The sequence below is a fragment of the Micromonospora sp. BRA006-A genome, assembly GCF_033433935.1.
Taxonomy (GTDB): domain Bacteria; phylum Actinomycetota; class Actinomycetes; order Mycobacteriales; family Micromonosporaceae; genus Micromonospora; species Micromonospora aurantiaca.
Window position 1 is genome coordinate 1,367,045 of sequence record NZ_JANCLW010000001.1, and the last position, 24,275, is coordinate 1,391,319.

19 protein-coding genes and 1 pseudogene are annotated in these 24,275 nt (G+C 72.2%); 6 read left to right on the plus strand and 14 right to left on the minus strand.

What is annotated here, in order from left to right; genetic code table 11:
- Nucleotides 1–27: 27 nt before the first annotated feature.
- From NMK34_RS06755 to NMK34_RS06765, 3 genes are read right to left on the minus strand one after another with little or no spacing between them, the layout of a single operon-like run.
- Nucleotides 28–867 (minus strand): sugar phosphate isomerase/epimerase family protein, encoded by an 840-nt coding sequence (locus NMK34_RS06755; RefSeq protein WP_318332672.1) that lies wholly within the window; start codon nt 865–867, stop codon nt 28–30.
- Entirely contained in the window at nt 864–2,027 is a 1,164-nt protein-coding gene (locus NMK34_RS06760) for a dihydrodipicolinate synthase family protein (protein ID WP_318332673.1), read from the minus strand. Before NMK34_RS06760 ends, NMK34_RS06755 begins: the two co-directional genes overlap by 4 nt.
- Nucleotides 2,024–3,175, minus strand: coding sequence for a Gfo/Idh/MocA family protein (locus tag NMK34_RS06765; protein ID WP_135240036.1), 1,152 nt, complete (start codon nt 3,173–3,175; stop codon nt 2,024–2,026). Before NMK34_RS06765 ends, NMK34_RS06760 begins: the two co-directional genes overlap by 4 nt.
- A 103-nt stretch (nt 3,176–3,278) precedes the next feature.
- Here NMK34_RS06765 and NMK34_RS06770 point away from each other — a divergent pair, with 103 nt between their 5' ends.
- Both NMK34_RS06770 and NMK34_RS06775 read left to right on the plus strand, forming a co-directional pair.
- Entirely contained in the window at nt 3,279–4,298 is a 1,020-nt protein-coding gene (locus tag NMK34_RS06770) for a LacI family DNA-binding transcriptional regulator (RefSeq protein ID WP_318332674.1), read from the plus strand.
- 39 nt (nt 4,299–4,337) lie between these two features.
- Nucleotides 4,338–4,847: a pyridoxamine 5'-phosphate oxidase family protein gene (locus NMK34_RS06775; RefSeq protein WP_318332675.1), complete on the plus strand. Its 510-nt coding sequence runs from the start codon at nt 4,338–4,340 to the stop codon at nt 4,845–4,847.
- A 40-nt stretch (nt 4,848–4,887) separates the two neighbouring features.
- On the opposite strand, the gene NMK34_RS06780 is transcribed toward NMK34_RS06775, so the two are convergent.
- Both NMK34_RS06780 and NMK34_RS06785 read right to left on the minus strand, forming a co-directional pair.
- The gene (locus tag NMK34_RS06780) at nt 4,888–5,508 is read right to left on the minus strand and encodes a class I SAM-dependent methyltransferase (RefSeq protein ID WP_318332676.1); all 621 of its coding nucleotides are present in this window, start codon (nt 5,506–5,508) and stop codon (nt 4,888–4,890) included.
- 76 nt (nt 5,509–5,584) lie between these two features.
- Nucleotides 5,585–6,529 (minus strand): sugar phosphate isomerase/epimerase, encoded by a 945-nt coding sequence (locus tag NMK34_RS06785; RefSeq protein WP_318332677.1) that lies wholly within the window; start codon nt 6,527–6,529, stop codon nt 5,585–5,587.
- 146 nt (nt 6,530–6,675) lie between these two features.
- Here NMK34_RS06785 and NMK34_RS06790 point away from each other — a divergent pair, with 146 nt between their 5' ends.
- Entirely contained in the window at nt 6,676–7,089 is a 414-nt protein-coding gene (locus tag NMK34_RS06790) for an NUDIX hydrolase (protein ID WP_318332678.1), read from the plus strand.
- On the opposite strand, the gene NMK34_RS06795 is transcribed toward NMK34_RS06790, so the two are convergent.
- Nucleotides 7,086–7,976 (minus strand): arginase family protein, encoded by an 891-nt coding sequence (locus tag NMK34_RS06795; RefSeq protein ID WP_318332679.1) that lies wholly within the window; start codon nt 7,974–7,976, stop codon nt 7,086–7,088. The genes NMK34_RS06790 and NMK34_RS06795 overlap by 4 nt on opposite strands.
- A gap of 22 nt (nt 7,977–7,998) precedes the next feature.
- Nucleotides 7,999–8,731: pseudogene (locus NMK34_RS06800) on the minus strand (class I SAM-dependent methyltransferase).
- Between the two features lie 81 nt (nt 8,732–8,812).
- Between NMK34_RS06800 and NMK34_RS06805 the strand changes: the two are divergent.
- On the plus strand, nt 8,813–8,944 hold the full coding sequence (locus NMK34_RS06805) for a hypothetical protein (protein WP_318332680.1): 132 nt from the start codon (nt 8,813–8,815) through the stop codon (nt 8,942–8,944).
- A gap of 41 nt (nt 8,945–8,985) precedes the next feature.
- Here NMK34_RS06805 and NMK34_RS06810 read toward each other — a convergent pair whose 3' ends face one another.
- The 7 genes from NMK34_RS06810 to NMK34_RS06840 all read right to left on the minus strand — a co-directional run bounded on the left by NMK34_RS06810 (nt 8,986) and on the right by NMK34_RS06840 (nt 15,599).
- Nucleotides 8,986–9,237 carry a DUF4190 domain-containing protein gene (locus tag NMK34_RS06810; protein WP_318332681.1) on the minus strand — a complete coding sequence of 84 codons (252 nt, stop codon included), beginning with the start codon at nt 9,235–9,237 and terminating at the stop codon, nt 8,986–8,988.
- A 206-nt stretch (nt 9,238–9,443) separates the two neighbouring features.
- Nucleotides 9,444–9,848, minus strand: coding sequence for a hypothetical protein (locus tag NMK34_RS06815; RefSeq protein WP_318332682.1), 405 nt, complete (start codon nt 9,846–9,848; stop codon nt 9,444–9,446).
- Nucleotides 9,845–12,331, minus strand: coding sequence for an AAA family ATPase (locus NMK34_RS06820; protein WP_318332683.1), 2,487 nt, complete (start codon nt 12,329–12,331; stop codon nt 9,845–9,847). Before NMK34_RS06820 ends, NMK34_RS06815 begins: the two co-directional genes overlap by 4 nt.
- Nucleotides 12,332–12,417: 86 nt before the next feature.
- The gene (locus NMK34_RS06825) at nt 12,418–13,326 is read right to left on the minus strand and encodes a hypothetical protein (protein ID WP_318332684.1); all 909 of its coding nucleotides are present in this window, start codon (nt 13,324–13,326) and stop codon (nt 12,418–12,420) included.
- Nucleotides 13,327–13,406: 80 nt separating this feature from the next.
- Entirely contained in the window at nt 13,407–14,225 is an 819-nt protein-coding gene (locus NMK34_RS06830; protein ID WP_318332685.1) for a ribonuclease HI, read from the minus strand.
- Between the two features lie 25 nt (nt 14,226–14,250).
- The gene (locus tag NMK34_RS06835; RefSeq protein WP_318332686.1) at nt 14,251–14,997 is read right to left on the minus strand and encodes a hypothetical protein; all 747 of its coding nucleotides are present in this window, start codon (nt 14,995–14,997) and stop codon (nt 14,251–14,253) included.
- Nucleotides 14,998–15,065: 68 nt separating this feature from the next.
- The gene (locus NMK34_RS06840; RefSeq protein ID WP_318332687.1) at nt 15,066–15,599 is read right to left on the minus strand and encodes a DUF4352 domain-containing protein; all 534 of its coding nucleotides are present in this window, start codon (nt 15,597–15,599) and stop codon (nt 15,066–15,068) included.
- 100 nt (nt 15,600–15,699) lie between these two features.
- On the opposite strand from NMK34_RS06840, the gene NMK34_RS06845 reads away from it, so the two are divergent.
- Entirely contained in the window at nt 15,700–17,607 is a 1,908-nt protein-coding gene (locus tag NMK34_RS06845) for an N-6 DNA methylase (RefSeq protein WP_318332688.1), read from the plus strand.
- Nucleotides 17,608–17,990: 383 nt separating this feature from the next.
- Complete coding sequence (locus NMK34_RS06850; RefSeq protein WP_318332689.1) at nt 17,991–24,239, plus strand: protein kinase domain-containing protein; 6,249 nt, start codon at nt 17,991–17,993, stop codon at nt 24,237–24,239.
- Nucleotides 24,240–24,275: the final 36 nt, after the last annotated feature.

Genomic DNA, 24,275 nt, shown 5'->3' on the forward strand with positions numbered 1-24,275 from the left:
CGACAGGCCGGATTCGTGACGCTGGGGTCAGTCGGTGAGCACGCGCTCCGCGTACCGGGCGATCATGGTGGTGAGGACCAGGTCCGGTTCGGTGGCCCATACCTCGGCGTTGAAGATCTCCACCTCGACGTCGCCGGTGTATCCGGCGGCCTCCACCGCGCGGCGCAGCGGCGGGAAGTCGATGTGCCCGTCGCCCATCATGCCGCGCCCGAGCAGCACGTCGGCCGGCAGCGGGGTGAGGAAGTCGCAGACCTGGAAGCTCGCGATCCGTGCCCCGGCGCGGGCGATCTGCCGCCACACGTCCGGATCCCACCAGACGTGGAACGTGTCCACCACGACGCCGACCTGCTCGGCCGGGAACGCCTCGGCCAGGTCGAGCGCCTGCCCGAGCGTGGACAGCACCGCCCGGTCGGCGCAGTACATCGGGTGCAGCGGCTCCAGCGCGAGGCGTACCCCGCGCGCAGCGGCGTACGGCGCCAGCTCGGCCAGCGCGTCGGCGACCCGCTGCCGGGCACCCGCCAGGTCGCGGGAGCCGGGCGGCAGACCGCCGACGACCAGCACCAGACAGGCGGCACGCAGCTCGGCCGCCTCGTCGATCGCGCGCCGGTTGTCCGCGAGCGCCGCGGCCCGTCCGGCCTCGTCGGCGGCGGTGAGGAACCCACCCCGGCACAGCGACGACACCCGCAGCCCGGCGTCGGCGACGAGCCGCGCGGCGGCCGGTACGCCGATCTCGGCCACCGGCTCGCGCCACAGCCCGATCGCCGGGATGCCGGCGCGCACGCAGCCGTCGACCGCCTCGGCCACCGACCAGCGCTGCGTGGTGCGCTGGTTGAGCGACAGCCGCGCCAGCCGGTCATCGGCGGTCATCCGGGCACGCCCGCGACGTCCAGGTACGCGCGCATCCGCCGCGCCGCCAACTCCGGGTCACCGAGCAGCCCGGCGGCGTCGGCCAGCCGGAACGCCTCGACCAGGTGCGGGACGCCGCGCCCGCCGTGCAGGCCGCCGACCATGGTGAAGCCCGGTTGCCGTCCGTTGAGCCAGGACAGGAACGCGATGCCGGCTTTGTAGTACGGCGTGGGCGGGGCGAACAGGTGGCGGGACAGCGGCACCGTCGGGTCGAGGATCGCCCGGAACCCGGCCCGGTCGTCCGCGTCGAGCCGTCCCAGCGCGGCCGACGCGGCCGGGGCGATTGCCGCGAACGCGCCGAGCAGCGCGTGGCTGAACCGCTTCCCGTCGCCCTCGATCAGCTCCGGGTAGTGGTAGTCGTCGCCGGTGTAGACCCGCACGGCCGGCGGGAGCAGTTCCCGCAGCCGCACCTCCCGGCCGGCGTCCAGCAGCGACACCTTCACGCCGTCGACCAGGTCGGCGTGGGCGTGCACCAGCGCGGCGAACGTCGCGGTGGCCTCGTCCAGGTCGGTCGAGCCCCAGTAGCCGGACAGCGCCGGGTCGAACATGTCGCCGAGCCAGTGCAGCACCACCGGCGCGCCGGCCTCCCGCAGCACCCGCTCGTAGACGCGCAGGTAGTCGTCCGGGCCGGTGGCGAGCGCGGCGAGGTGCCGGCTGGCCATCAGCACCGGCGTGGCACCGCACTCCTGGACGACGGCGACCTGCTCGGCGTACGCGGCGACCACCTCGTCGAGCGTGCCGGGCACACCGGTGAGCTGGTCGGTGCCGGCCCCGGCGACGATGCGCCCGCCGCAGGCGGCGGCCTCGGCGGCGCTGCGCCGGATCAGCTCACGCGTGGCCGCCCAGTCCAGCCCCATCCCGCGCTGCGCGGTGTCCATCGCCTCGGCCACACCGAGGCCCCACGACCACAGGTCACGCCGCACCGCGAGCGTCGCGTCCCAGTCCAGCCGCGCCGGGCGGCCGGGGGAGTTGTCGGCGTACGGGTCGGCGACGACGTGCGCGGCCGCGTACGCGATCCGGCGCGCCGGCGGCGCGGAGGGCCGGTGCCAGGCGGGCGGTTCGCGCAGCGTCAGCTTCTCGGTACCGCCGCCCGGCGTCGGCAGCGTGATGCGTGTGCTCACCGGGGGATCTCCTCGATCGTCACCCGCCGCCCCTCGCGGGCCGAGCGCAGCCCGGCCTCGGCCAGTTGCACGCCGCGCGCGCCGGCGAGGAAGTCCCACGGGAACGGCTCGTCGTCGACGACATGCCGCAGGAACGCCTCCCACTGAACCTTGAACGCGTTGTCGTGCTCGCCGTTGTCCGGCACGGTCTGCCACTGCGCGCGGAACGGCTCGGTGACCGGCAGGTCGGGGTTCCACACCGGCATCGGGGTGGCGCCCCGGTGCTGGATGCGGCAGTCGCGCAACCCGGCCACCGCGCTGCCGTGCGTGCCGTCGACCTGGAACTCGACCAGTTCGTCGCGGTGCACCCGGACCGCCCAGGACGAGTTGACCTGCGCGACGATGCCGCCGGCCAGCTCGAAGATGCCGTACGCGGCGTCGTCGGCGGTGGCCCGGTAACGGGCGCCGGTCTCGTCGACGCGTTCGGGGATGTGCGTGGCGGTGACGGCGGTGACGGCGGTGACCGGGGCGATGATCTGCTCCAGCACGTAGTGCCAGTGCGGGAACATGTCCAGCGTGATGCCGCCGCCGTCCTCGGCGCGGTAGTTCCAGCTCGGACGCTGCGCGGCCTGCCAGTCGCCCTCAAACACCCAGTAGCCGAACTCGCCGCGCACGGACAGGATCCGGCCGAAGAAGCCGCCGTCCACGAGCCGCTTGAGTTTGCGCAGGCCGGGCAGGAACAGCTTGTCCTGCACGACGCCGTTGCGGACGCCCTTGGCGGCGGCGAGCCGGGCCAGCTCCAGCGAGGCGAGGAACCCCTCGGCGAGCGGCTTCTCGGTGTAGACGTGCTTGCCGGCCTCGATCGCGGCCCGGATCGCCTTCTCCCGCGCGGTGGTCACCTGCGCGTCGAAGTAGATCCGGTGGGCGTCGTCGGCGAGCGCCGCGTCCAGGTCCGTCGTGTACGACGACAGCCCGTGCCGGGCGGCGATGGCGGCGAGCCGGTTCTCGTCGCGGCCGACGAGGGTCAGCTCGGGCCAGATGCGGCTGCCGTCGCGGGCCGGCACGCCGCCCTGGTCCCGGATGGCGAGCAGGGACCGGACGAGGTGCTGCCGGTAGCCCATCCGGCCGGTGACGCCGTTGAGGATGATGCCGACGGACGTGCGTTCCACTGGGCCTCCCCGCAGGTGAATGCGCTTTCAGTAAGCGCTTTCAGGGTGCTACCGTAGCCACGCCGGAACACCGGGTCAAGACGTTCCGCAGGGAGACGCATCGATGTCGCACGTGACGCTGGAAGACGTGGCCAGAGCGGCCGACGTCTCCCTGGCCACCGCCTCCCGGGCGCTCAACGGCAGGCGCGTCACCCCGCACCTGCACGACCGCGTCCTGGCCGCCGCCGCGCGGCTCGCGTACACCCCGAACGCCCACGCCCGCGCGCTGGCCGGCGCGTCCCGCCGCAGCGTCGGCGTGGTCTGCCACGACGTCACCGACCCCTACTTCGCCGCCGTCGCCGGTGGCGTCATGCGCGTCGCCGCCGACAACGACCTGCTGGTCATGCTCGCCAGCACCTTCCGCGACCCGGAACGCGAGATCGCGTACGTGTCGATGCTGCGCGCCGAACGGGCCCCGGCGATCCTGCTCATCGGCTCCGGCTTCGAGGATCCCCGCTGGGAGCGGGCGATGGCCGCGGAGCTGGCGCCCTACCTCGACGGCGGCGGCCGGGTCGCCGTGGTCAGCCGGCACCGCACCCTGAAGGTCGACAGCGTGCTGCCGGAGAACCGGGCCGGCGCCGTCGAGCTGGCCCGCGCGCTGCTCGGCCTGGGGCACCGCCGCTTCGCGGTGCTGTCCGGTCCGCCCGAGCTGACCACTGTCGCCGACCGGCTCGGCGGGTTCCGCGACGAGCTGGCCGCCGCCGGTGTGGCGCTCGACCCGGGCGCGGTGGCCGAGGCGGCGTTCACCCGCGACGGCGGCTACCGCGCGATGACCGAGCTGCTCGATCGCGGGCTCGACGCCACCTGCGTGTTCGCGTGCACCGACGTGATGGCCGTCGGCGCGTACGCGGCGCTGCGCGACCGCGGGTTGTCGGTCCCCGGCGACGTCTCGGTCGCCGGCTTCGACGACATCCCGGTCGTGCGCGACCTCACCCCGCCGCTGACCACAGTGGCGCTGCCGCTGCACCGGCTCGGCGAGGAGGCGATGAAGCTGGCGCTGACCGAGAACACCGGTCGCCGCCGCCGGATCGTGCGGCTGCCCGGCGAGGTGGTGCTGCGGGCCAGCACGGCACCGGTGGCCTGAACTCTGCCGGTAGGGTGCCGTCATGATCGAGGACGCGCCGTGCCGTTGACGAACCCCTGGCTGACCGGACCGGCGCCGACGAGGAAGCTGGACCGGGACCGCCTGGAGGAACGCATCCTCAACCTGCTGTCGTCGCAGAACATGTGCGTGCTGGCGACGGCCGGGCCGGACGGGCCGCTGGCCACGCCGGTGCGCTACTACCCGCTCGACTTCACGCTGATGTTCACCGCCGCGCCGCGCTCACCGAAGATGCGCAACATCGCCGCCGACCCGCGGGTGTCGGTCGGCGTCTTCGCGCCGCTGGTCGGCCTGGCCAGCAGCCGCGGTGCGCAGGTCTTCGGCACCGCCCGGGTGCTCGGCCCGGAGCACCCCGACCGGGCCCGTCACTGGGCCGCGTTCCGCTGGGAGAACGAGCACGCCGAGCGGGGCCGGTCGCTGTCCGAGCCGCCCGAGGACCCCCTTGTGGTGATCGAGGCCGACCGGATCGTCTACACCGAACACTGGCTGCGCCGCGAGGGCTACGCCCCACGCCAGCACTGGCGTCGCTGACGCCGCTCGCCGCCCGTGCGGTGGTGGCGCGGCCGGCGCGCTACGGACCGGCGGGGGAGCGGGTGGCGTGCAGCAGGTTGCCGGCCAGGCGCAGGTCCGCGCCGCCGACCCGGGCGAGCACGTCGATCGACTCGACAGTTACCTGCGTCCACGGCGGCTCGGGGAAGGCCGCGCGCAGCGTGCCCGCGTCCAGGCCCCAGCCCTCGCCCGCGTCCGGTGACACCGCCAGGACGAACACCGCGCCGCCCGGCGCGGTCAGGCGCGGCAGCAGTGCCAGGTAGTCGCGTACGGCAGCGCCGCGCCGGTCCAGCGAGTGCAGCAGCCCGGAGTCGAACACCGAGTCGTACGGCACCCGCGGCACCGGGATCGCCGTCGCGTCGCACACCTCGAAGCGCGCCGGCAGGCCCGCCGCGGCGGCCTTGGCCCGGGCCTGATCGATCGCCACCGGTGAGATGTCGACGCCCGTCACGTCGTGTCCGCGGCGGGCCAGCGCGAGCGCCAGCTCACCGGTGCCGCAGCCGACGTCGAGCACGCGCGGGCCGCGTACCCCGGTGTCCAGGACCTCGGCGAGCGCCGGCTGCGGGCCGCCGATCTCCCAGGGCGGGCGCTCGGCGTCGCGATAGAGGCGGTCGTAGTGGACGTCGTCCGGCTCGTCGGTCATCGCGTACCCCCCTCGGTCGGCGTGGCCACCCCCGAGCGTGTCACGTCCGGCGGCGGTCCGCGCCCCCGCCGGGGGGTCAGAACCGCAGGTGGCGCAGGTAGCGGTAGCCGACGGCGGCGGTCTGCTGCGGCGTCACATCAGGGGTGTCGTTCTCCACGATGTACTCCATCACCTGGTGCCCCCGGAAGATCCGCGCGAAGTCGATCATCCCGGTGCCCAGGTCGGCCATGTCGCCGGTGGCCGGGTCGCGGTCCTTGACGTGGTACTGCAACACGCGCTGCGGCGCCGAGCGGATCACGTCGAGCGTGAAGCCCTCCGGGTCGTCGACGCCCTCGCCGGAGGTGATGCCGCCGGTGACGGCCCAGTAGATGTCGATCTCCAGGTGCACCAGGCGCGGGTCGAGTTCCTCGGTCAGCACGTCCCACGGCCGCCGGCCGTTGCCGAAGTCGATGGTGAACTCGTGCGCGTGGTTGTGGTAGCCGTACCGCAGGCCCGCCCTGCGCGCGGCGGCGGCCTCGACGTTCATCTGCTCCGCCCAGCGCTTCCAGTCGTCCTCGCGGTCGGAGTTCAGGTACGGCACCACCATGAACCGCTGGCCCAGCGTCCGGGCGTTCGCGATCTTCTCCTCCAGCGCGGCGGCGTCGGCGGCGATGCCGTCGTGGCTGGAGCTGGCCTTGATGCCGATGCCGTCCAGGAAGCGGCGCAGCTCCTGCGCGGTACGGCCGAAGTAGCCCAGCGCCAGCTCGACCCGGGGGTAGCCGATGCGGGCCAGGTGCGCCAGCGTCGCGTCGTAGCCGGGCGAGCCGTTGAGCGCGTCGCGGACCGTCCAGAGCTGGAGGCTGATCAGTTCCTTCGGCACCGGACGCCGGCCGTGGTGATGCGCCCCACCCGCCTGGGCGGCAGTCGCGCCGAGTCCGGTGGCGAGCCCGATCCCGGCGAGCGCCGCCAGGGAGCCGCGCAGCAGGCCACGCCGGTCAAGTGACTGTTGCAGCGCGGCGTGTCCGTCATGTCCGTAGCACATGGTCGCACTCCTTCGTCGGCTGCGACCGACGCTACAAAAGACATGTCGATGTGTCTATGGCTTTCGATGCTATGAGTAGAACTTTCGATCGGCGCGGCGGAAAGTCGGGACTGCGCGCCGCCGGTGCCGCGTGGCAGGCTCAGGCTGTGGCCGCATATGACGTCGCCCTCGTCCTGCTCGTCGACCCGACCGGCGCGATCCTCATGCAGCACCGCGACGGCAACACCTCGGTGTCGCCGTACCAGTGGAGCCTGCCCGGCGGCAGCATCGAGCCCGGCGAGACACCGGAGCAGGCCGCCCGGCGCGAGCTACGCGAGGAGACCGGGCTGACCGCCGGTGACCTGCATCTGCTGTGGAGCGGCCCCCGCCCGCACGAGGAGGGCTTTCCGCACACCGTCACCGTGTACGTCTTCCGCGGCGCCACCGACGCCCGGCAGGAGGACGTGGTGCTCGGCGAGGGACAGGCGATGGTCTTCGTGCCACGCGACCAGGTGCTCGACCGCGAGCTGGCGGTGAGCGCCGCGAAGGTGCTGCCGCTGCACCTCGCGGAAACCGCCTAGCGCCCGGTCAGCGCCCCGGCCAGCACCCCGGCGAACCGGGGGAGCAGCTCGTCGTCCGGCAGATGATCCGGGTTGATCTCGGTGACCGACAACCCGGCGAACCGCGGGCTCGCCACCAGCTCCGCCAGCGTCGCCGCCGCCTCGCCGAGGCCGAGCCCGAACGGCTCCGGCACGTCCGCCAGCGGCGCGTCCACGAAACTCAGCACGTCCACGTCGAAGTGCACCACGAACCGGCCGGCCGCGCCCTCGGCCACCGACCGGGCCCGGCGCGCCGCCGCCCGCGCGTCGGCGTGCACCTCGTCGGCCGGCACGTACGCAAGTCCCAGATCCGCCACCAGCTCGCGTTCGTGGTCACCGCGGGGCAGCGAGTCCCCGTACACCACCACGCGTTCCGGTGACAGCAGCGGCACATCCGGCCCGACACCCGCCACCTCGGGCAGCGTCCCCGGCAGGCCGAGCATGTGCGCCAGCCCCATCGCATCAAGGTTGCCGTTCGCGCGGGTCTCCGGCGTGTAGAGATCCGGACCGCCGTCCACGTACACCAGCGCGGGCGACAGCCCAGCCCGCGCGCAACCCGCGACCAGGCCGACAGTCACCGTGCAGTCGCCGCCGAGCACCAGCGGCGCACGCCCCCGGCGCACCGCCGCCGCGACCCGGTCGGCCACCGCCGAGGCGACGGCGGCCACCGCGCCCGCGTTCTGACCCCTCGGGTACGCCGGATCCGGCCGCCACCGGAAGCCCGGCACATCACCGGCGTCCTCGACGTCGGCGCCCAGCAGATCGAGCAGGCCGGCGGCACGCAGGGCGGCGGGTGCGCGCTCGATGCCGGGGGTGTGGGCACCGGCGCTCGACGGCGCTCCGACGACCGTCCACCGACGATGATCCATCGCCCCACCCTAATCGCGTGTTTCAGCGCAGCACGAGCAGATCGAGGGCGTCGACGACCGGGCCGTCGACCGTCCTTGCTGCCCCCCCGCAGTCGCTCGACGCCCGCGGCGTACTCCGCGTCGGTGATGAGCTGAAGCGGCGTGTGCGCCTCCCGGCGCAGGCCGGCCGCCGCCTCCCGCAGCGACGGTGCGGTGACCTGCGGAACCTGCTCGACCGCCGCGGTGGCGAAGCCGGCGGCGGCGAAGGCGGCCTCGACGTCGGCGATGCCGGGGTACGTGTCCAGCACGCGAACGGCCTCGGGGAAGTAGTCGAACAGCGTGATCGCCTCGTGGCGTCCGGCGAACGCGGACCGGATGAGTACCGGGGCTCCGGGCCGCAGCACCCGGCGCAGCTCGCGCGCCGCCGCGGGCAGGTCGGGCACGTGATGGATGACCGTGGACAGCCACGCGCCGTCGACGCTGCCGTCGGCCAGCGGGAGGTGCCCGGCGTCGCCCGCGACCAGCGGCGTGAACGGGCACCGGGCGCGCATTGCCGCCGACGGTTCGACGGCCATGACCTCGACGCCGGGGAACCAGTCGGTGAACGCGCGCGCCCAGGCGCCGGTCCCGGCGCCCAGGTCGAGCAGTCGCATCCCCGGACGCGGGGTGAGGTGGCGGGTGACGGCGGCTCGCCAGGCCGTGAGACCGTCGTCGGTGAGGTGCCGGGTCGCGGCGAACGCCTCGGCGTCGGTGTCGTGGTACGCGATGCGGGCCATACCCGACAGCCAACTCCCCGGCGGACCGCCGAGGCAAGCACTGTGACCCGTTACCTGCTGGGCCTCGGAGAGGGGTAGAGAGTGCGGTATCGGATCCACGTCGACGCCGAGCTGCCGGCGGACGCCCTGCGCGCGTTCCTGCTGACGGAGTACGGCGTCGCGCCGGAGACGGCCGCAGCTCGCCGTCGTACCGCCGCCGGACTGGGCCCGTGACTGGTGACCCGGCCGAGCGGGGTGAGGGGGCGGTGCCATCGTCAGGGCGTCGGGGTGACAGCGGTCAGGAAACTGCCGAAGAACACCATGAGGGTGAACAGGATCATCGGGCCGACGAAGACGTAACCCAGGACGAGACCGGCGACCGCCATGCCGTGCCCGGACCGCGTGCCGTCGCGGGTATCGCGCAGAGCCAGGTGACCGAGGATGACGGCGAGAACGCAGGGCAGGCCGAACAGGCACCAGCCGCCGAGCACGCCGAGGATCCCGAGCACCAGCGACGCCGTTGCCATGCCCGAGGTCAGGACGGGCCGTGCCAGCGGCAGCTGCAGGCTCCGTGGGTCCGGATAAGGCGTGGCCGGCACCGGACCGTAGGCACCGGCAGGCCCGGACACCGGCGGGTAGGGCCGGGGGACGGCGGACACCGGCGGGTACGGGCCGGTGACCGCAGGGAGCGGCGGCTGCGGGCGGGTGGGGTCGGGGCCGGGCTGAGGGTAGGTCATCGATGGGGTTCCGTTCTTCCGTCGAGGTGGGTGAGCAGGGCGCTCACCTCGGTGTGCAGGCGACGCAACTCGGCGGCCGTCGGTGCCAGCTCGTAGCAGTGGTGGTGAGCGGCGGCGGACAGGGCCGCCCAGGCGAAGGCGACCCGTCGGGCCACGGCAGGGCCGGGCCCGAAGCGGCTGCGCAGCATCAGCTGCTTCGCCCGGCCCTGCCGGCAGGCGGCCACCACCGGACGGGTCCGCCGCCAGTAGGCGTCGATTCCGCCTTCGAGGGCGAGCCGGATCAGGCAGGCGCACGCCCGCGGCCACCAGCCGGCGGCCACCGCGGCCACGCCGAGCGGGCCGGACCCGCGCAGCATCTGGTCGGCCGCCGCCAGGCAGCGCCGGGACGCCGGCGCGGTCATGACCGGACCTCCGCACCGTCGCGGGGCGTGGGCACGGCAGGGGCGTGTGTCCGCAGCGCGTCCGCCAGGTGCCGGACGTCGGAGACCAGCTCGGGCAGGCCGGACAGGTACGCCCCGTGCACGCCCTCCTTGCACGCCTTGTATGCGTTCACCGCCCGCGACCCGTGCCGGCGACCCAGGTACCCGAGGACGTCACCGCCCCGGCCAGCGTCGTCGAACAGCGCCAGCGCCACGGTGGTGGTGAGCCGCCGGGACGCGGCCACGACGGCCGCCTCGATGTCGTCGTGCGGCACACCCCGGGCCACCCGCCGCCGCCACACAATCCGGTGGCACGCCGCCTCGATCGCCGAGCGGCACAGCTCCGCCACCACCGGCCCGCGCACCTCGGACGCGATCTCCTCGGCGCGCGCGAGGGCGTGCGCGTCGTCCAGGTAGCGGGTCACCGGGTCGGAGCCGGGTCGCAGGGTCACCACCGACCGCTCCGCGCGCGTCACCTCGATGATGCGGGACCGGCCGAGGTCGAGGCGGGCGAGGGCGTCGGGCAGCCGGGTGTCGTGGGTGAAGACCACCACCTGCCGCTGTTCGGCCAGTTCGGCGAGCACCCGGGCCAGCCCGTCCACCTTGGCCGGGTCCATGCTCTGCACCGGGTCGTCGACGACGACGAACCGGAACGGGCTCTCCGGCGCGCAGCCGCGCGGCAGGAACGTCGCCAGCCCGAGGGCGTGCATCTCGCCCTGGCTCATCACCCCGAGGGCGGTGCCGTTGTCCGTACCGTCCACGCTGACCGGGATGACCACCCGCCGCCGGGTGTTCGCCCCGGCCAGGGTCATCGCGCCCAGTTCGACGTTGCTCTCCTGCCGCAGCCGCTCCCAGATCCGCTGCGAGTGCTCGGCGAACGGCGCCACCCGCTGGTTGCGCAGCTGCGCCCCGGTCGTCTTCAGCCACGCCCGCGCGGCCTTCACCCGGGCAAGGGCGCGTTCCCGCTCCGGCAGCGTCCCGGCCGACGCGATCCACGCCCGCAGCTCCGCGGCCACCGTCTGCCAGCCGGTGTCGCGTCGGCGGAGCAGCTCCTTCGCGTACGCCCGCGCGGTCTCCGCCGCGGCGAACACCGCCGGGTACCGGGCGGTCAGGTGGTCGGCCAGCTCCTCCGGCCCGCCCGGCGCCAGCCGCAGCGCCGTCACCGCCGCGTGCAGGTCGTCGACCGGCACCCCGTCGGCGTCGCCGGTGGGCACGTCCAGGTCGTCGATCAGGTAGTGCGCCCGCTGCAGCAGCGCGGTCAGCCGGGACGCGGCGGCCTGGGCGGCGAGGGTACGGTCCCGCAGCTCCGCCAGGGACGCCGCCGCGCGGCTCCGCCAGTCGCCGTCGAGGCGGCCCGTCGCGCAGACCGGGCACGACCCGTCACCCCGGTCGTCGTGGTACTCGACGGCCAACCGGAGCAGCTCCGCGCTGCGCAGCGACGCCCGCGATCGGCCGCCGTGGTGCCGGCGCGCTTCCGCGGCGGCATCCCGCAGCTGCCCGGCGAGGCGGGTCACCTCGTCGGCGTCGGGCACCTGCATGTCCGCCAGCCGCCGGCACAGCAGCACCGCCTCGTCGGCGGTGGGTTCCTCCGGCTCGTCAAGGATCCCGGTCAGCGCGGACAGGTCCGGACGGTTCACCGCGAGCAGTGCCGCGGCCCGCTGGGCCCGGTCGTCCGGAACCTCGGCGAGCGTGGCGGTCAGGGTGCCGCGCTGTTCGCGTACCTCCTTGATGGCGGTGTCGACAGGGCGTGCGGCGGCCATCAGGCGGCGGTCGGCGTCGGTGATTCCCTCCAGGCCGAGGATTGCGGAGATGGCGTCGAAGAGCTGGCTCTGTGTGCCGGCGGTGAGCCGGCCCAGCTCGGCGGCGGTGAGGAACGGCCGGTACAGCTCCAGCGGCCGGGCCAGCCCCAGCTCGGCGAGATCCCGGTACGTGCCGCCCGCACTGGTGACCGCCACCTCGGCGTCGCCCAGCTCGGCCTCCGACGGCCAGGAACGGACCACCTGGGTGGGCGTGGCCACCCCGTCGACCCGCAGCTCGACGGCGATCCGGCACGGGTCGCCGGCGTGCAGGTTGCGCCATCCGGTACGCCACACGCTGTTGCGGTCCGCCCAGCGCGCGCTGTCCCCGGTCAGGGCCAGTTCAACCGCCTCGGCGAAGCTGGACTTGCCGGAGCCGTTGCGTCCGACCACCACGGTCAGCCCGGAGCCGGGCTCGATGGCGAGGGTGCGCTCCGGGCCGACGCCGCGGAAGCCGGTGACGGTGACCGAGGAGAGCCAGATCCGCTCCCGCGGCTCGTCCGCCGCGGTGCGCTGCGGCTCCAGGGCGGTCGGCGCGCCGGCGAGCGCGGCGGCCAGGTCGGCCTCGCCGGTCAGCGCGGCGAGGACCACCTCGGCGGTGTCATCGGGTACGCGGTCGGCGGCGAGCCGGTCGAAGATCAGCTCGACCAGGGGTTCGGTGTGGTTCATCAGGCGACCTCCTGGGAGGGGCGGGGAAGTGGGCTCGTCACGGCTCGGGCCGGTACGCGGCGGTGGTGGTGCGAGGACCAGGGATGTCAGCGGGCCGGGCGCCACTCGCCGCAGTTCTCCGAGTGAAAGGCGTAGTCGGAGGAACGGATGGTGACCTGTACACGGCGGGCGCCGTTGGTGAAGTAGTTGTCGATCGTGTTGCCCGAGCGGTCCTGCCGCTCCCAGTAGCAGCCGTCGACGTAGGTGGTGACATACGTGCCCGGCTTGATCTCCTTGCCGACGCGGTAGGTGCCGTCTGGGAACAGCCGCCCCTGCGCCGCCAGCTCCGCGTCCGCCTGGCCCTTCCGCACCGCCGCACGCCACTTCTTCGCGTACGGGTGGGCGGGGCACAGCGTCAACGCCGCGTTGATTTCCGGGATCTGCTCGCTGCTCGCGGCGAAGCCCGCCTCGGCGTACGCGTCCTCGGCGTCAACCTCCGCGCACATCTGATACAACACCGCGATGTCGCTGTCGTCGTAGCCGGACGTCTTGTACGCCGCTACCTCGACCGGGCTGACCGGACGGATCTCCTGGTCGGCGTCGCAGGACACGGGCTTCGCGGCCCAGGCTTCGCTGAAGTCGGGACGGCCGTCCTTCCCGGTGATGATGGTGAACGTCCGGTGCTCGTCGAAGCCGTCGGTGAGGTAACAGGTGAGAACGAAGGGTTCCTGCTGCGGGATGTTCTTCGGGTCGTGCGGGTAGGTGTCGCTGCTGTCCGGGATGCCGTCGCCGTCCTGGTCGGGCGGTGGCGTCGGGCTCGGAGTAGGGGATGCCGCCGTGGGCGATGCCGCCGTGGCCGACGGCGTCGACCTAGCGGCGGGCGCCGCGCCGTCGTCGCCGCACGCGCTGATACCGACGGTCGCGAGGGTGGCGGCGAGCAGCAGGCCGGCGGGTCGGCGCCGCAGGAGGCCGGGACCGGCCCAGCGGGTCCGGTCGGAGTCGGGGAGGAAAGTCATCATCGTCTCCAGGCACGTGCGATCTTCGGATCGACAGCTCGTAGATTCGCTGCTGGGTGGTGTGTGAAGTCGCGGATCGCTCAGCGGGTGAGGCTTGCGTGCCAGTCCTCGAGGAACGCCTCCACGAGGGCGTGCGCCCGCGGGCGTACGTCGAAGGTCTCCTCGAGCCGGCGCCGGGCCATGTGGGACAGTCCGTCGGCGGCCTCGTTGAGTGCGTGTCCGCTGTGCCCCTTGACGTGCTGGAAGGACAGGTCCGGCCGGCGGCTCACCTGCTCGGCGAGCCGGACCGGGGTCGGCTGCTCGGACCAGCGGCGCGGTCGCAGGCTGTAGCCGGCCGGCATCGCGGCCACCTCGCCGGTCTGCCATCGCCGCAGCCAGCGCAGCGCCACGATGCTGTCCAGCAGCACCGTCATCCCCGCCGGTGCCTGCTCGTAGGCGGAGAGCAGGAAGTCGACCGCGCGCAGCTCGTTGATCAGCACCCGGGAAGCGCCGGTCGGGTCGAGTCGGCCGGTGCCCCGGCCGCGCAGGCCGTAGTGGCCGTCGCTGACCACGTACGCGATCCCGCCGCCGCGCCCCTTCCAACTGGCGTCGGTCGCGGCGACGACCGGTGCCGGCGCCGTTGCCCACCGGCCGACCCGGCCACGGCCGCGCTGCTGGCCCGGCTGCGGCCGGCAGGCGGTGCCGTGCGCGGCGGCGAGCCGTGTGGCGGTGTCCAGGAGCTGCTCGGCCGAGCCGATCTCGTCGTAGTGGGCGGCGGTGAGCGCGATAGCCACGGCGTCGCCGATCCGCAGGCATTCCGCGCAAGCGGCACCGAGGACATAGCCGCGCAGTGGAAGGGCGCGGGCGTGCAGTGCCGGGGGGAGCAGGTGCAGGGCGTGGAGGAACTCATCGGGACGCACGACGCCTCCTGTCATGCCGTAGGGGTCAGACCACCTTGATCGAGTCGATCTGGAGCAGCGGCACGGTCGTCGAGCCGCCGATCTGGGTGTCGTAGCTGAACGAGCCGAGGACCATGACGTTGGCGCGGAAGGTGTCGTCCTCGACGAGGTTCTCCAGGTCCGATCCCGAGCCGGAGAGCATGGTGTTGGTTTCGTAGTCGAACTCGTCGGCCATCCGCCGGTGGGCGACGTCGGCTCGGAACGTGTCGGTTCCGGTCGCCGCGTCGAACTGGGTCACCCGGCCGTACACGACGTAGTGCTCGCCGATGTGCCCGTCGGGATTCTTGGCGATGAGCTTCCACTGCCGGGCGGTCAGGGTCTTGTAGGACGGCGGCTTCGGCGGCGCAGCGGTCTTCCTCGGCGAAGGCGCGGCGCTGGTGGGGGCCGCCGTCGTGGGGACGGCGGCGGTGGGCGTGCCAGTGGTCGGCGTGGCAGTGCTCGGACTCGTGGACGTCGGGCCGGCCTGGGTCGTCTGGTCGCCATTCGTGGCGATCACGACACCACCAATGCCGAGGGCGATGACGAGGGCGATGCCGCCGACCGCCCAGGCGCGAGTGTTGGAGCGCGCGGGGGGAGTGGCCGGGCTGTCCGTTCCGGCGACCGCGGCATCCTGAGGGCCACCGGCGGGCGGGACCGCGGCGGCGCCGGCGAGGAGCGGGTCCGGCTGCGGCGACCCGCCGGTCATGTTGGCGGACTCGTCGGGCGGCGGCGCGGAATCGGTCGGGTCGGTCATGACGGTCTCCTTCGTGAACACGGGGCAGGGCGGGGCGGGCGGGTTGCCCGCCCCGGGTCGGCGGTGGGTCAGGTGAGGGAGACGGTCACGCCGCCGGAGAACGGCGAGTCGTGCAGCTCGAGCTTGGCGAGCTTGACGTCCTTCGGGATGTCGAAGACGACCACGCCGGTGACCTGGTTGCCGGGGTTGATCTCGTTGAGGAACGTCTCGGCGTTCTTGTTGGCGTAGATGGCGGCCCCGCCGTCGGCGGAGTACTCGGTGCCGTTGGCCGCGTACGCCTTCTGGCTGCTGCCGTCGAACATCTGCGCTTCCTTGCCGATGTTCTTGACGGTCATGGTGACCAGGCAAAACTGGCCCTGCGCCTTCGCGCCGAGGGTGCTGTCGCCGACGTTGGCGACGCCGCACTTGGCCGACTTGACGGTGAACTCGAACTTCCCGTCCCGGGCCGGCTTGCCGATCTTCGCGGTCTTGGCGGGGGTGTCCCCACCCTTGCCGCCGCTGGTGTCGTTGCCCGAGCCGCCCGCGTTGTCGGTGGCGCCGGAGCCGCAGCCCAGCGCGACGAGGCCGGTGGCGATGAGGGCGAGGGTGGTGGTCTTGCGCATCGATGTCCTCCTGGTGTGAACCGTGGCGGCGTCAATAAGAGCATCCTCTGTGAACGGTGTCAACATACATGATGCTTGACGGGTGTGACACACTTCGGAGGTGCAGGAGACAGCGACAATCACGGCGGCGGAGATCGCCCGGCTCGCCGGGGTCGGACGCGCGGCGGTCAGCAACTGGCGCAAGCGGCATGCCGACTTCCCGGCCCCCGTGGCCGGCACGGCGGCGAGCCCCGAGTTCGACCTGACCCAGGTCGAGCAGTGGTTGCGCGGCCAGGGCAAGCTGCCCGAGCTGTCCGCCGTGGACCGGCTCTGGCGCCGGCTCGCCCCCACCCCCGAGGTCGGCCCCGGAGCGCTCGCCGCCGTCGGCGCGCTGCTGCTCGCCCGGCAACGCGGCGAACGCCCGTCACCCCGGCAGGTCGACCGACGCCTGACCGACCTGCTTCCCGACATCGACGCCCTCGCCGAGGAGTCCGGCCCGCAGGCTGCCTTCGACCAACTGTGGCAGCGCCTCTCCGCCCCCGGCCCGGGCCGGCCGTGGGCCACCCCGGACGACCTGGCCGACCTGATGGTCGGCCTCGCCGACGTCGGCGGCGGCTCCGTCCTCGACCCGGCCGCCGGCTCCGGCGCCACCCTGCGGGCCGCCGTCCGCGCTGGCTGCACCTCGGCGAACGGGCAGGAACTCGACGAGACCCTGGCCCGGCTGGCCGGGCTCTGGCTCGCCCTGCGGGACGTACCCGGGGAGGTCTGCCCCGGCGACTCGCTGCGCGCCGACGCGTTCCCCGGCCGCCACGTCGACGCGGTGCTCTGTCACCCGCCGTTCGGCGCCAGCAACTGGGGACACGAGGAACTCGGCTACGACCCGCGCTGGGAGTACGGCGCCCCGCCGCGTACCGAGCCGGAACTGGCCTGGGTGCAGCATGCCCTGGCCCACCTGCGACCGGGCGGGCACGCCGTATTCCTGATGCCGCCGGCGGCGGCGAGCCGGCGGGCCGGGCGACGGATCCGGGCGGACCTGCTGCGCCGTGGCGCGCTTCGGGCCGTCGTCGCGCTGCCCAGCGGGGTGGCCGCGCCGCACGGCGTACCGCTGCACCTGTGGGTGCTGCGGCGACCTGCGGCCGACGCGCCCGCACCGGCGCGGGCGCTGCTGGTCGACGCCGGCGAGGGTGACCTCGTCGAGTTGGCGCCTCGGGTGCTCGCCGCCTGGCGTGCGTTCACCGCCGCGCCCGAGGCGGAGGTCGAGGAAGCCGGATTCGCTCGCGCGGTTCCAGTGATCGAGCTGCTCGACGAGGAGGTCGACCTCACCCCCTCCCGCCGGCAACCCGCCGTCGGGGGCGAGCAGAGCGGCGAGCACGTGGTACGCACCAGAGAACGCCTGGCCGCCATCGTCGGTGACCTGCCGGCCTTGATGCCGCAGGTAACCCCCGAGCCCGACGGGGCTGCTGCGCTCACCCTCTCGGTCGGCGAGCTGGCCCGGACGGGTGCGTTGCAGCTCATCGGTCCGATCCGGACCGCCTCAACCGAGGGGCAGGGGACCTCAGGTGACGGGCCGCCCGTGCTCACCGTGCAGGACGTGCTGAACGGTGAGGGCGCCTCTGGGCGCGACGACGGCAAGCTCGGGCAGAAGATTGCGCTTGCCGTGGGGGATGTGGTGGTGCCGATGATCGCCCGAGCGCTCACCGCTCGGGTGGTCGCCACCGAAGGGGCGCTGCTCGGGCGCAACCTCTACCTGCTGCGGCCCAACCCGGCAGCGCTCGACTCGTGGTTCCTTGCCGGGCAGCTGCGCACATCAACCAACGAGAAGCAGGCGTCGAGCCTGTCGGGGACGCTGCGTTTCGACATCCGGCGGGCTCAGGTGCGGCGGCTGCCGCTCGACGAGCAGCGGGTGCAGGGGGAGGCTTTCCGGCGGCTCGACGCCTTCGAGTCAACAATCCGACAGGCCACAGAGCTTGGGGAGACGTTGGTCAGGCTCATGGCGGATGGTCTCGCCTGCGGGATCCTTCGACCCTGATTGCCTCCGGTACGCAACGCCGCTTCCGGCGCGCTGCCCCCGGCTCGAGGGAAAGAATTGGCTGCTCAGGCGATATCAGCGCCGCGATGTGACCGTCGATGATCAACCGATAGCGGCACAGACCCAGTGAGATGCGGCCCAAGTGGACGCCCCGCAGTCCTGTCAAGGGCGGAGACGATCGGTTGATCATCTCCGCCGACCGGAGGATCCTCCGCTGCCTGCGGCCAGCGATACTCCACGGACGGCAACGCGAAGGAGCCTTCGCAATCCAAGTGTCGGAGCGAGTCCTGTAGGCGGGACCGAGGTGGGTCGAGCGGCCAGCCCACCTCCCGGTATCTGGTGGACGGCGCGTTCGCCGTAATAACGAGCTGGGGGCGTTGAGGGTGACGGGGACAAACGACTGGGTGGCGGGCCGGTTTCGCCTGCAGGGCGCAATCGGCAAGGGCAACATGGGCGAGGTCCATCGCGCCGAGGACATGGACGCGGGGGAGAGCTCAAGCGATCGGATCGTCGCGCTCAAACTGATCCTGCGCAGTCGAACCGGCGCCATGATCGACACCTCCCCCGACAGCAATGCACGACAGCGCTTCGAGCGCGAGGTGCGCATCATGCGCAAGCTCCAGCATCCGCACCTGCCGCGGATCATCGCCGGTGCCGCGCGCGTCGATGAACTGCCGTACATCGCCATGGAGCTCCTCGACGGGGAGACGCTGCGGGATCTGGTCTCCGAGCACCCGCAGCTGCCGATCTCGTGGGTCGCTGCGGTTGGTGCGCAGATCGCGGACGGGCTGTCGGCCGCCCACATTGCCGGAGTTGTGCACCGCGACCTCAAGCCGTCCAACGTGATGCTGCTTCGCGGCGGAGCGGTCAAGGTTCTCGATTTCGGTATGGGCCGGATCCTCGAGGACGGCGACGCCGGACGGTTGACCAGCACGGGAGTCACCGTCGGAACTGCTCGCTACATGGCGCCCGAGCAGTTCCGGGCAGCGGCGGTCACTCAGGCAGCCGACCTGTACGCCCTCGGGTGCGTGCTGTTCGAACTCCTGACCGGTGTGCCGCCTTTCCTCAGCGAGTCCGCTCATGAGCTGTATCAGAAGCACCTAGAAGAGCGGGTTCCTTCGGTCCGCCTGATGCGCTCGGACGTGCCGACCGACATCGCGAGGTTGATCGACCGGCTGCTCGCCAAGGACCCCGCCGACCGCCCGGCAGACGCGGTGACCGTCCGCGAGGCGCTTCTGCCCTTTGCCCAGGGCGCCGATACGGTCCCTGGCTGGGAGAGCTTCGACCCGGTGCGTTACCTGGCGAACGTGCGGGATGCCAGCAGTGCCGCCCTGCCGTCAGTTCAGGCAGAGGAGAACCGCGCTACGGACGCCATCGGTGTTGGCATGGATGTCTTTGGAGTGCACGAGCGGCTTCTCAAGGACTACCGCGCCTTCACCGAGGGCGGCACTATCATCCGGGACGACCGGATCGCGGCCTTCGTCGAGGACGACCTCGACGCCAAGTCGCAGTGGCCCGACCCGTGGGTGTCGCTCAACCCGTTCTTCGCCTCCGGCGGCTCGATCCTCGAACTGGTCAGTCAGGGCGTGCTGCACGACGAGTGCGCGCGGATCTTCCAGGCCGGCAAGAGCGAGGGCGGCAGGAGCTGCGACGGTCGTTCCCTGACCTTGCATCAGCACCAGCGTGAGGCGATCGCCAAGGCGCAGTCCGGCGCGTCCTACGTCCTCACCACCGGCACCGGCTCCGGCAAGTCGCTGTCGTACATCGTGCCGATCGTCGACAAGGTGCTCAAGGCGCGCCAGCAGGAGGGACCGAAGGCGGCGAAACGGGTACGCGCGATCATCGTCTACCCGATGAACGCGCTCGCCAACAGCCAGCTCAAAGAACTCGACAAATACCTTCAGGACGGATACGGGCCCGGCCGGGAGCCGGTTACCTACGCCCGGTACACGGGTCAGGAGAGCGACGAGCAGCGTAAGGAGATCCGCGACAGTCCGCCGGACATCCTGCTCACCAACTACGTGATGCTGGAACTGATGCTCACCCGCCCCGACGACCGGCGGTCGCTGATCAAGATGGCGAAGGGACTTGAGTTCCTCGTCTTCGACGAGCTCCACACCTACCGGGGCCGTCAGGGCGCCGACGTCGCCCTGCTCATCCGCCGAGTACGTGAGGCCTGCCAGGCGGAAAAGCTGCAGTGCATCGGCACCTCCGCCACCATCTCCAGCGAAGGCACCATCGACGATCAGCGGGTGGTCGTCGCGCGGGTCGCCAGCACCCTGTTCGGCGTCGAGGTCACGCCGGCGAACGTCATCGGCGAGACGCTCGTCCGCGCCACGGCCGCCGCACCTGAAACGGTGCCGGTGGATCGGTTGCGGGCGCCCGGTGCACCACGGGCCTACGGAGACCTGGTCAACGATCCGCTGGCCCGCTGGATCGAGACGCGTTTTGGTCTCGCTGTGGACGCCGTAGGGCATCTCGTGCGCCAGAAGCCTGCCAAGATCGAGGATGCCGCGGTCGAACTGGTTGAGGCCAGCGGCCTGACCGCTGCGGAGTGCGCGCGGGCGATCCGGCGCACCCTGAAGGCCGGGTCCGAGGCGCGACACCCGGTCACCGAGCGGCCGCTGTTCGCCTTCCGGTTGCACCAGTTCCTCTCCAAGGGCGACACGGTCTACGTGACCCTTGAGGACGAGCTCACCCGCCACCTCACCCGGGACTACCAGCTCGTCCTACCCGGCTCGGACGGGAAGATCCTGCTGCCGCTCGCCTTCTGCCGCGAATGCGGTCAGGAGTATCTGACGGTCTGGCGCACCACTCGGGACGGCAACGTCGTCTACGAACCGCGCCGGGACATCGTCGCCACGGGCGGGAAGGCCACGGACGGCTACCTCTACATCGACACGGACCGGCCGTGGCCGAACACGCGTGAGGAGGCCATAGAGGGACGGCGCATCCCGGAGTCCTGGCTCGAGATCGACGACAACGGGCAGGAGGCCGTCCGCAGTTCCTACCGGGAGCGGCTGCCGGTCGCGGTCACCGTCGACCCGTACGGATACGAGGGTCGGGGAACACTGAAGGCAGCCTTCATCCCCTCGCCGTTCCTTTTTTGTGCCCACTGCGGTGTGAGCTACGAGCAGACTCGGGGCAAGGACTTCGCCAAGCTCGCCACCCTCGATCAGGAGGGGCGTTCCTCGGCGACCTCGCTGGTTTCCGCCTCGATCGTGCGCTCCCTGATGAGCGCGTCGCCGGAGGCACTCGACAAGAAGGCCCGCAAGCTGCTGACCTTCGTCGACAACCGGCAGGACGCCTCCCTGCAGGCCGGTCACTTCAACGACTTCGTGCAGATCACCCAACTGCGGGGAGCGCTATACAAGGCGGCGCTGGACGCTGGTGAGGAGGGCATCAACCACGAGGACCTGGCTTCCGACGTGACTACCGCCCTGGGTCTCCAAGTCGCGGACTACGCACGGGGTGACGACCTGCCACCCGCGATGGCGCGCAACGCCGCGAAGACGCTGCGTGATGTCGTCGCCTTCCGCCTCTATCTGGACCTTGAACGGGGTTGGCGAATCACCATGCCCAACCTGGAGCAGACCGGCCTGCTGGAGATCGACTACCAGGACCTCGACTGGCTCGCGCAGAACCAGGAGCGCTGGTCGAAGAGCCACGACGTCCTTCGCGACGCGGAGCCTGGCCAGCGCGTCGAGATCATGCGGGCGTTGCTGAACGAGATGCGTCGGTCGCTCGCCATCGACGTGCAGTATTTCCGGGATGATTTCGACTCGCTGCAGCGCGCGAGCGAGGAACGTCTGGTCGACCCGTGGGTGCTGTCAGCGAGCGACGCTCCCAAGGTTGGCACCGCCTACCCGCAGCCGTCGCGGCCGGGCATGGACCGCTCGGGGCTGTTTCTCTCCGGCCGGGGCAAGTTCGGCAAGTACCTGCAACGGGTGCACTTCGGCAAGAAGCTCGGCTTCGACGACGCGCAGCAGGTGATCGTCGATCTCCTGGAGGTGCTGGCGAACGCCAGCGTGATCACCAGGATCGACGCCGCGCCGCAGCGGGCCGGTCGTTTCCGTCGGCCGGCCGGCGCCAGTGCCACCGGCTACCGCGTCTCGGCTGCCTCCCTCATCTGGCGGGCCGGCTCCGGCGAGATTGGCACTCACGACCCGCTGACCCGCACCTACGCCAGCGGCGACGGCCCCCGGGTCAACACCTTCTTCCGCGACCTCTACCAAGAGGCCGCCGGGACCCTCGCCGGCCTGACCGCCCGGGAACACACCGCCCAGGTCGACCCGGCCGAGCGGGAGAGGCGCGAGGAGGCCTTCCGCAAGGCGGAGCTCAAGCTGCTCTACTGCTCGCCGACCATGGAGCTCGGGGTCGACATCTCCGAGCTCAACGCCGTCATGATGCGCAACGTCCCGCCCACGCCCGCGAACTACGCGCAGCGCAGCGGCCGGGCCGGCCGGTCTGGTCAGCCGGCGCTGGTCACCACCTACTGCGCCACCGGAAACAGCCACGACCAGTACTACTTCCGCCGCTCGGCCCGGATGGTCGCCGGCGCGGTGGCGCCACCGCGCCTGGATCTGGCCAACGAGGACCTCGTCCGGTCCCACGTGCAGGCCATCTGGCTCGCCGAGGCGGGCATCAAGCTGGGGCGTGCCATACCCGAGACCATCGACATCAGCTACCCGGAGGACTCCCGCCGGCCGAACCCGGCCCTGGCGCTGCACGACCATATGACGGCCGCGCTGCACGACAGCCGGTCGCAGGAGCGGGCGGCCGCCGCGGCACGCACGGTGTTCGCCGGCCTGCTGTCCGAGTACGCCCAGTCGAGCTGGTGGGACGACCAGTGGATCGAGGACACCGTCCGGACCACGGCCGAGCGGTTCGACCGGGCCTTCGACCGCTGGCGGGACCTGTTCAAGGCTGCCCTCGTCGACCAGGCCGAGCAGAACCGGCGGGTCCTCGACCACACCCTGTCCGAACGCGATCGCCGGATCGCCGTCGGCCGCCGCAAGGAAGCCGAGACCCAGCTCAACCTGCTCAAGAACGAGAGCGTCGACAGCAAGTCGGTGCTGTCGGACTTCAACCCGTACCGCTACCTGGCCAGCGAGGGATTCCTTCCCGGCTACTCGTTCCCGCGGCTGCCGCTCGCCGCCTACGTCCCCACCACCGGCCGCAAGTTCGGTGACGGCGACTATCTGCAGCGACCACGATTCCTCGCCATCCGCGAGTTCGGCCCGGGCGCCCTGATCTACCACGAGGGTGCGCGCTATCAGGTCACCCGGATCCAGTTACCCCCGGACGCGGCCGGCGACGTGGTGACCGGCGAGGCGCGTCGGTGCCACCACTGCGGCTACCACCACGACATCAAGGAGAGCGCCGACCGCTGCCAGATGTGCGGTGAGGTGCTGGGCGAGCGGACCACCGGCCTGCTGCACCTGCACACCGTCTACACCAAGCGCCGCGAGCGCATCTCCTCGGACGAGGAGGAGCGACGCCGGGCCGGCTTCCGGCTGGTCACCTCGTACCGCTTCCATGACCACGGCGCCCGCCCCGGCCGCCGGGACGCCATCGTCTCGGATGCCGTCGGCGGCCTGGCGGTCCTCTCCTACGGCGACTCGGCCACCGTCCGTATCACCAACACCGGCCGGGTCCGGTCCAAGACGGACGAGCCGGACGGCTTCTGGCTCGACCCGGCCGACGGGCGGTGGATGAACGAGCGCGACGCTAGCGAGGCCTCCGGCGACTCCAGCGAGATGCCCCTCATCGACACCGACGGCAACGAGAAGCGCCGCAAGAAGCGGGTCATCCCGTACGTGGAGGACCGGCGCAACATCCTGGTCCTCAAGCTCGACGAGCCGCTCGACGAAGCGGTCGCGCTCTCCCTGATGTATGCGCTGGAGCGCGGCATCGAGGCGGCCTTCGAGCTGGAGGACTCCGAGTTGACCACGGAACTCCTGCCACCGAACGACGGGCCGCGCGAGCGGATGCTGTTCACCGAAGCGGCCGAGGGCGGCGCCGGTGTGCTGCGGCTCATGCAGTCGGACCCGAACGCCCTGGCGCGAGCGGCCACCGAGGCGCTGGCGATCTGCCACTTCGAGCCCGATGGCACCGACACGGGCGGCCCGCACCCCGATCGTCCCTGCGCTCAGGGCTGCTACGAGTGCCTGCTGACCTACGGCAACCAGCTCAACCACCGGTCGATCAACCGGCACCTGGTGCGCGACCTGCTGCTGCGCTTCGCCGCAGCCAAGGCCGCATCCACTGGTCAGGGTGAGTCGCGGACCGAGCAGCTTGAGCGGCTGACCGCGCAGTCGGACACCGCGCTGGAGTCGAAGCTCATCACCTGGCTCAAGCAGCGGGGCCTGCGCCTGCCGGACGAGGCGCAGATCTTCGTCACCGAGGCACTGGCCCGGCCGGACTACGTCTACCGGCTGCCCGGTGCCAACGTTGCCGTCTTCGTGGACGGGCCGGTCCACGACCACGCTGCGGTCGCCGAACGCGACGCCGAGGCGCAGGAACGGCTCTATGACCGGGGCTGGGACGTCGTCCGTTTTCCCCACAACGGCGACTGGGCCGCCATCACGGCGAAACACGCCAACTACTTCGGAACCAGCGCCAGCGGCTGACACTCACCTCCGCACTGACAACAGAACACCACGACG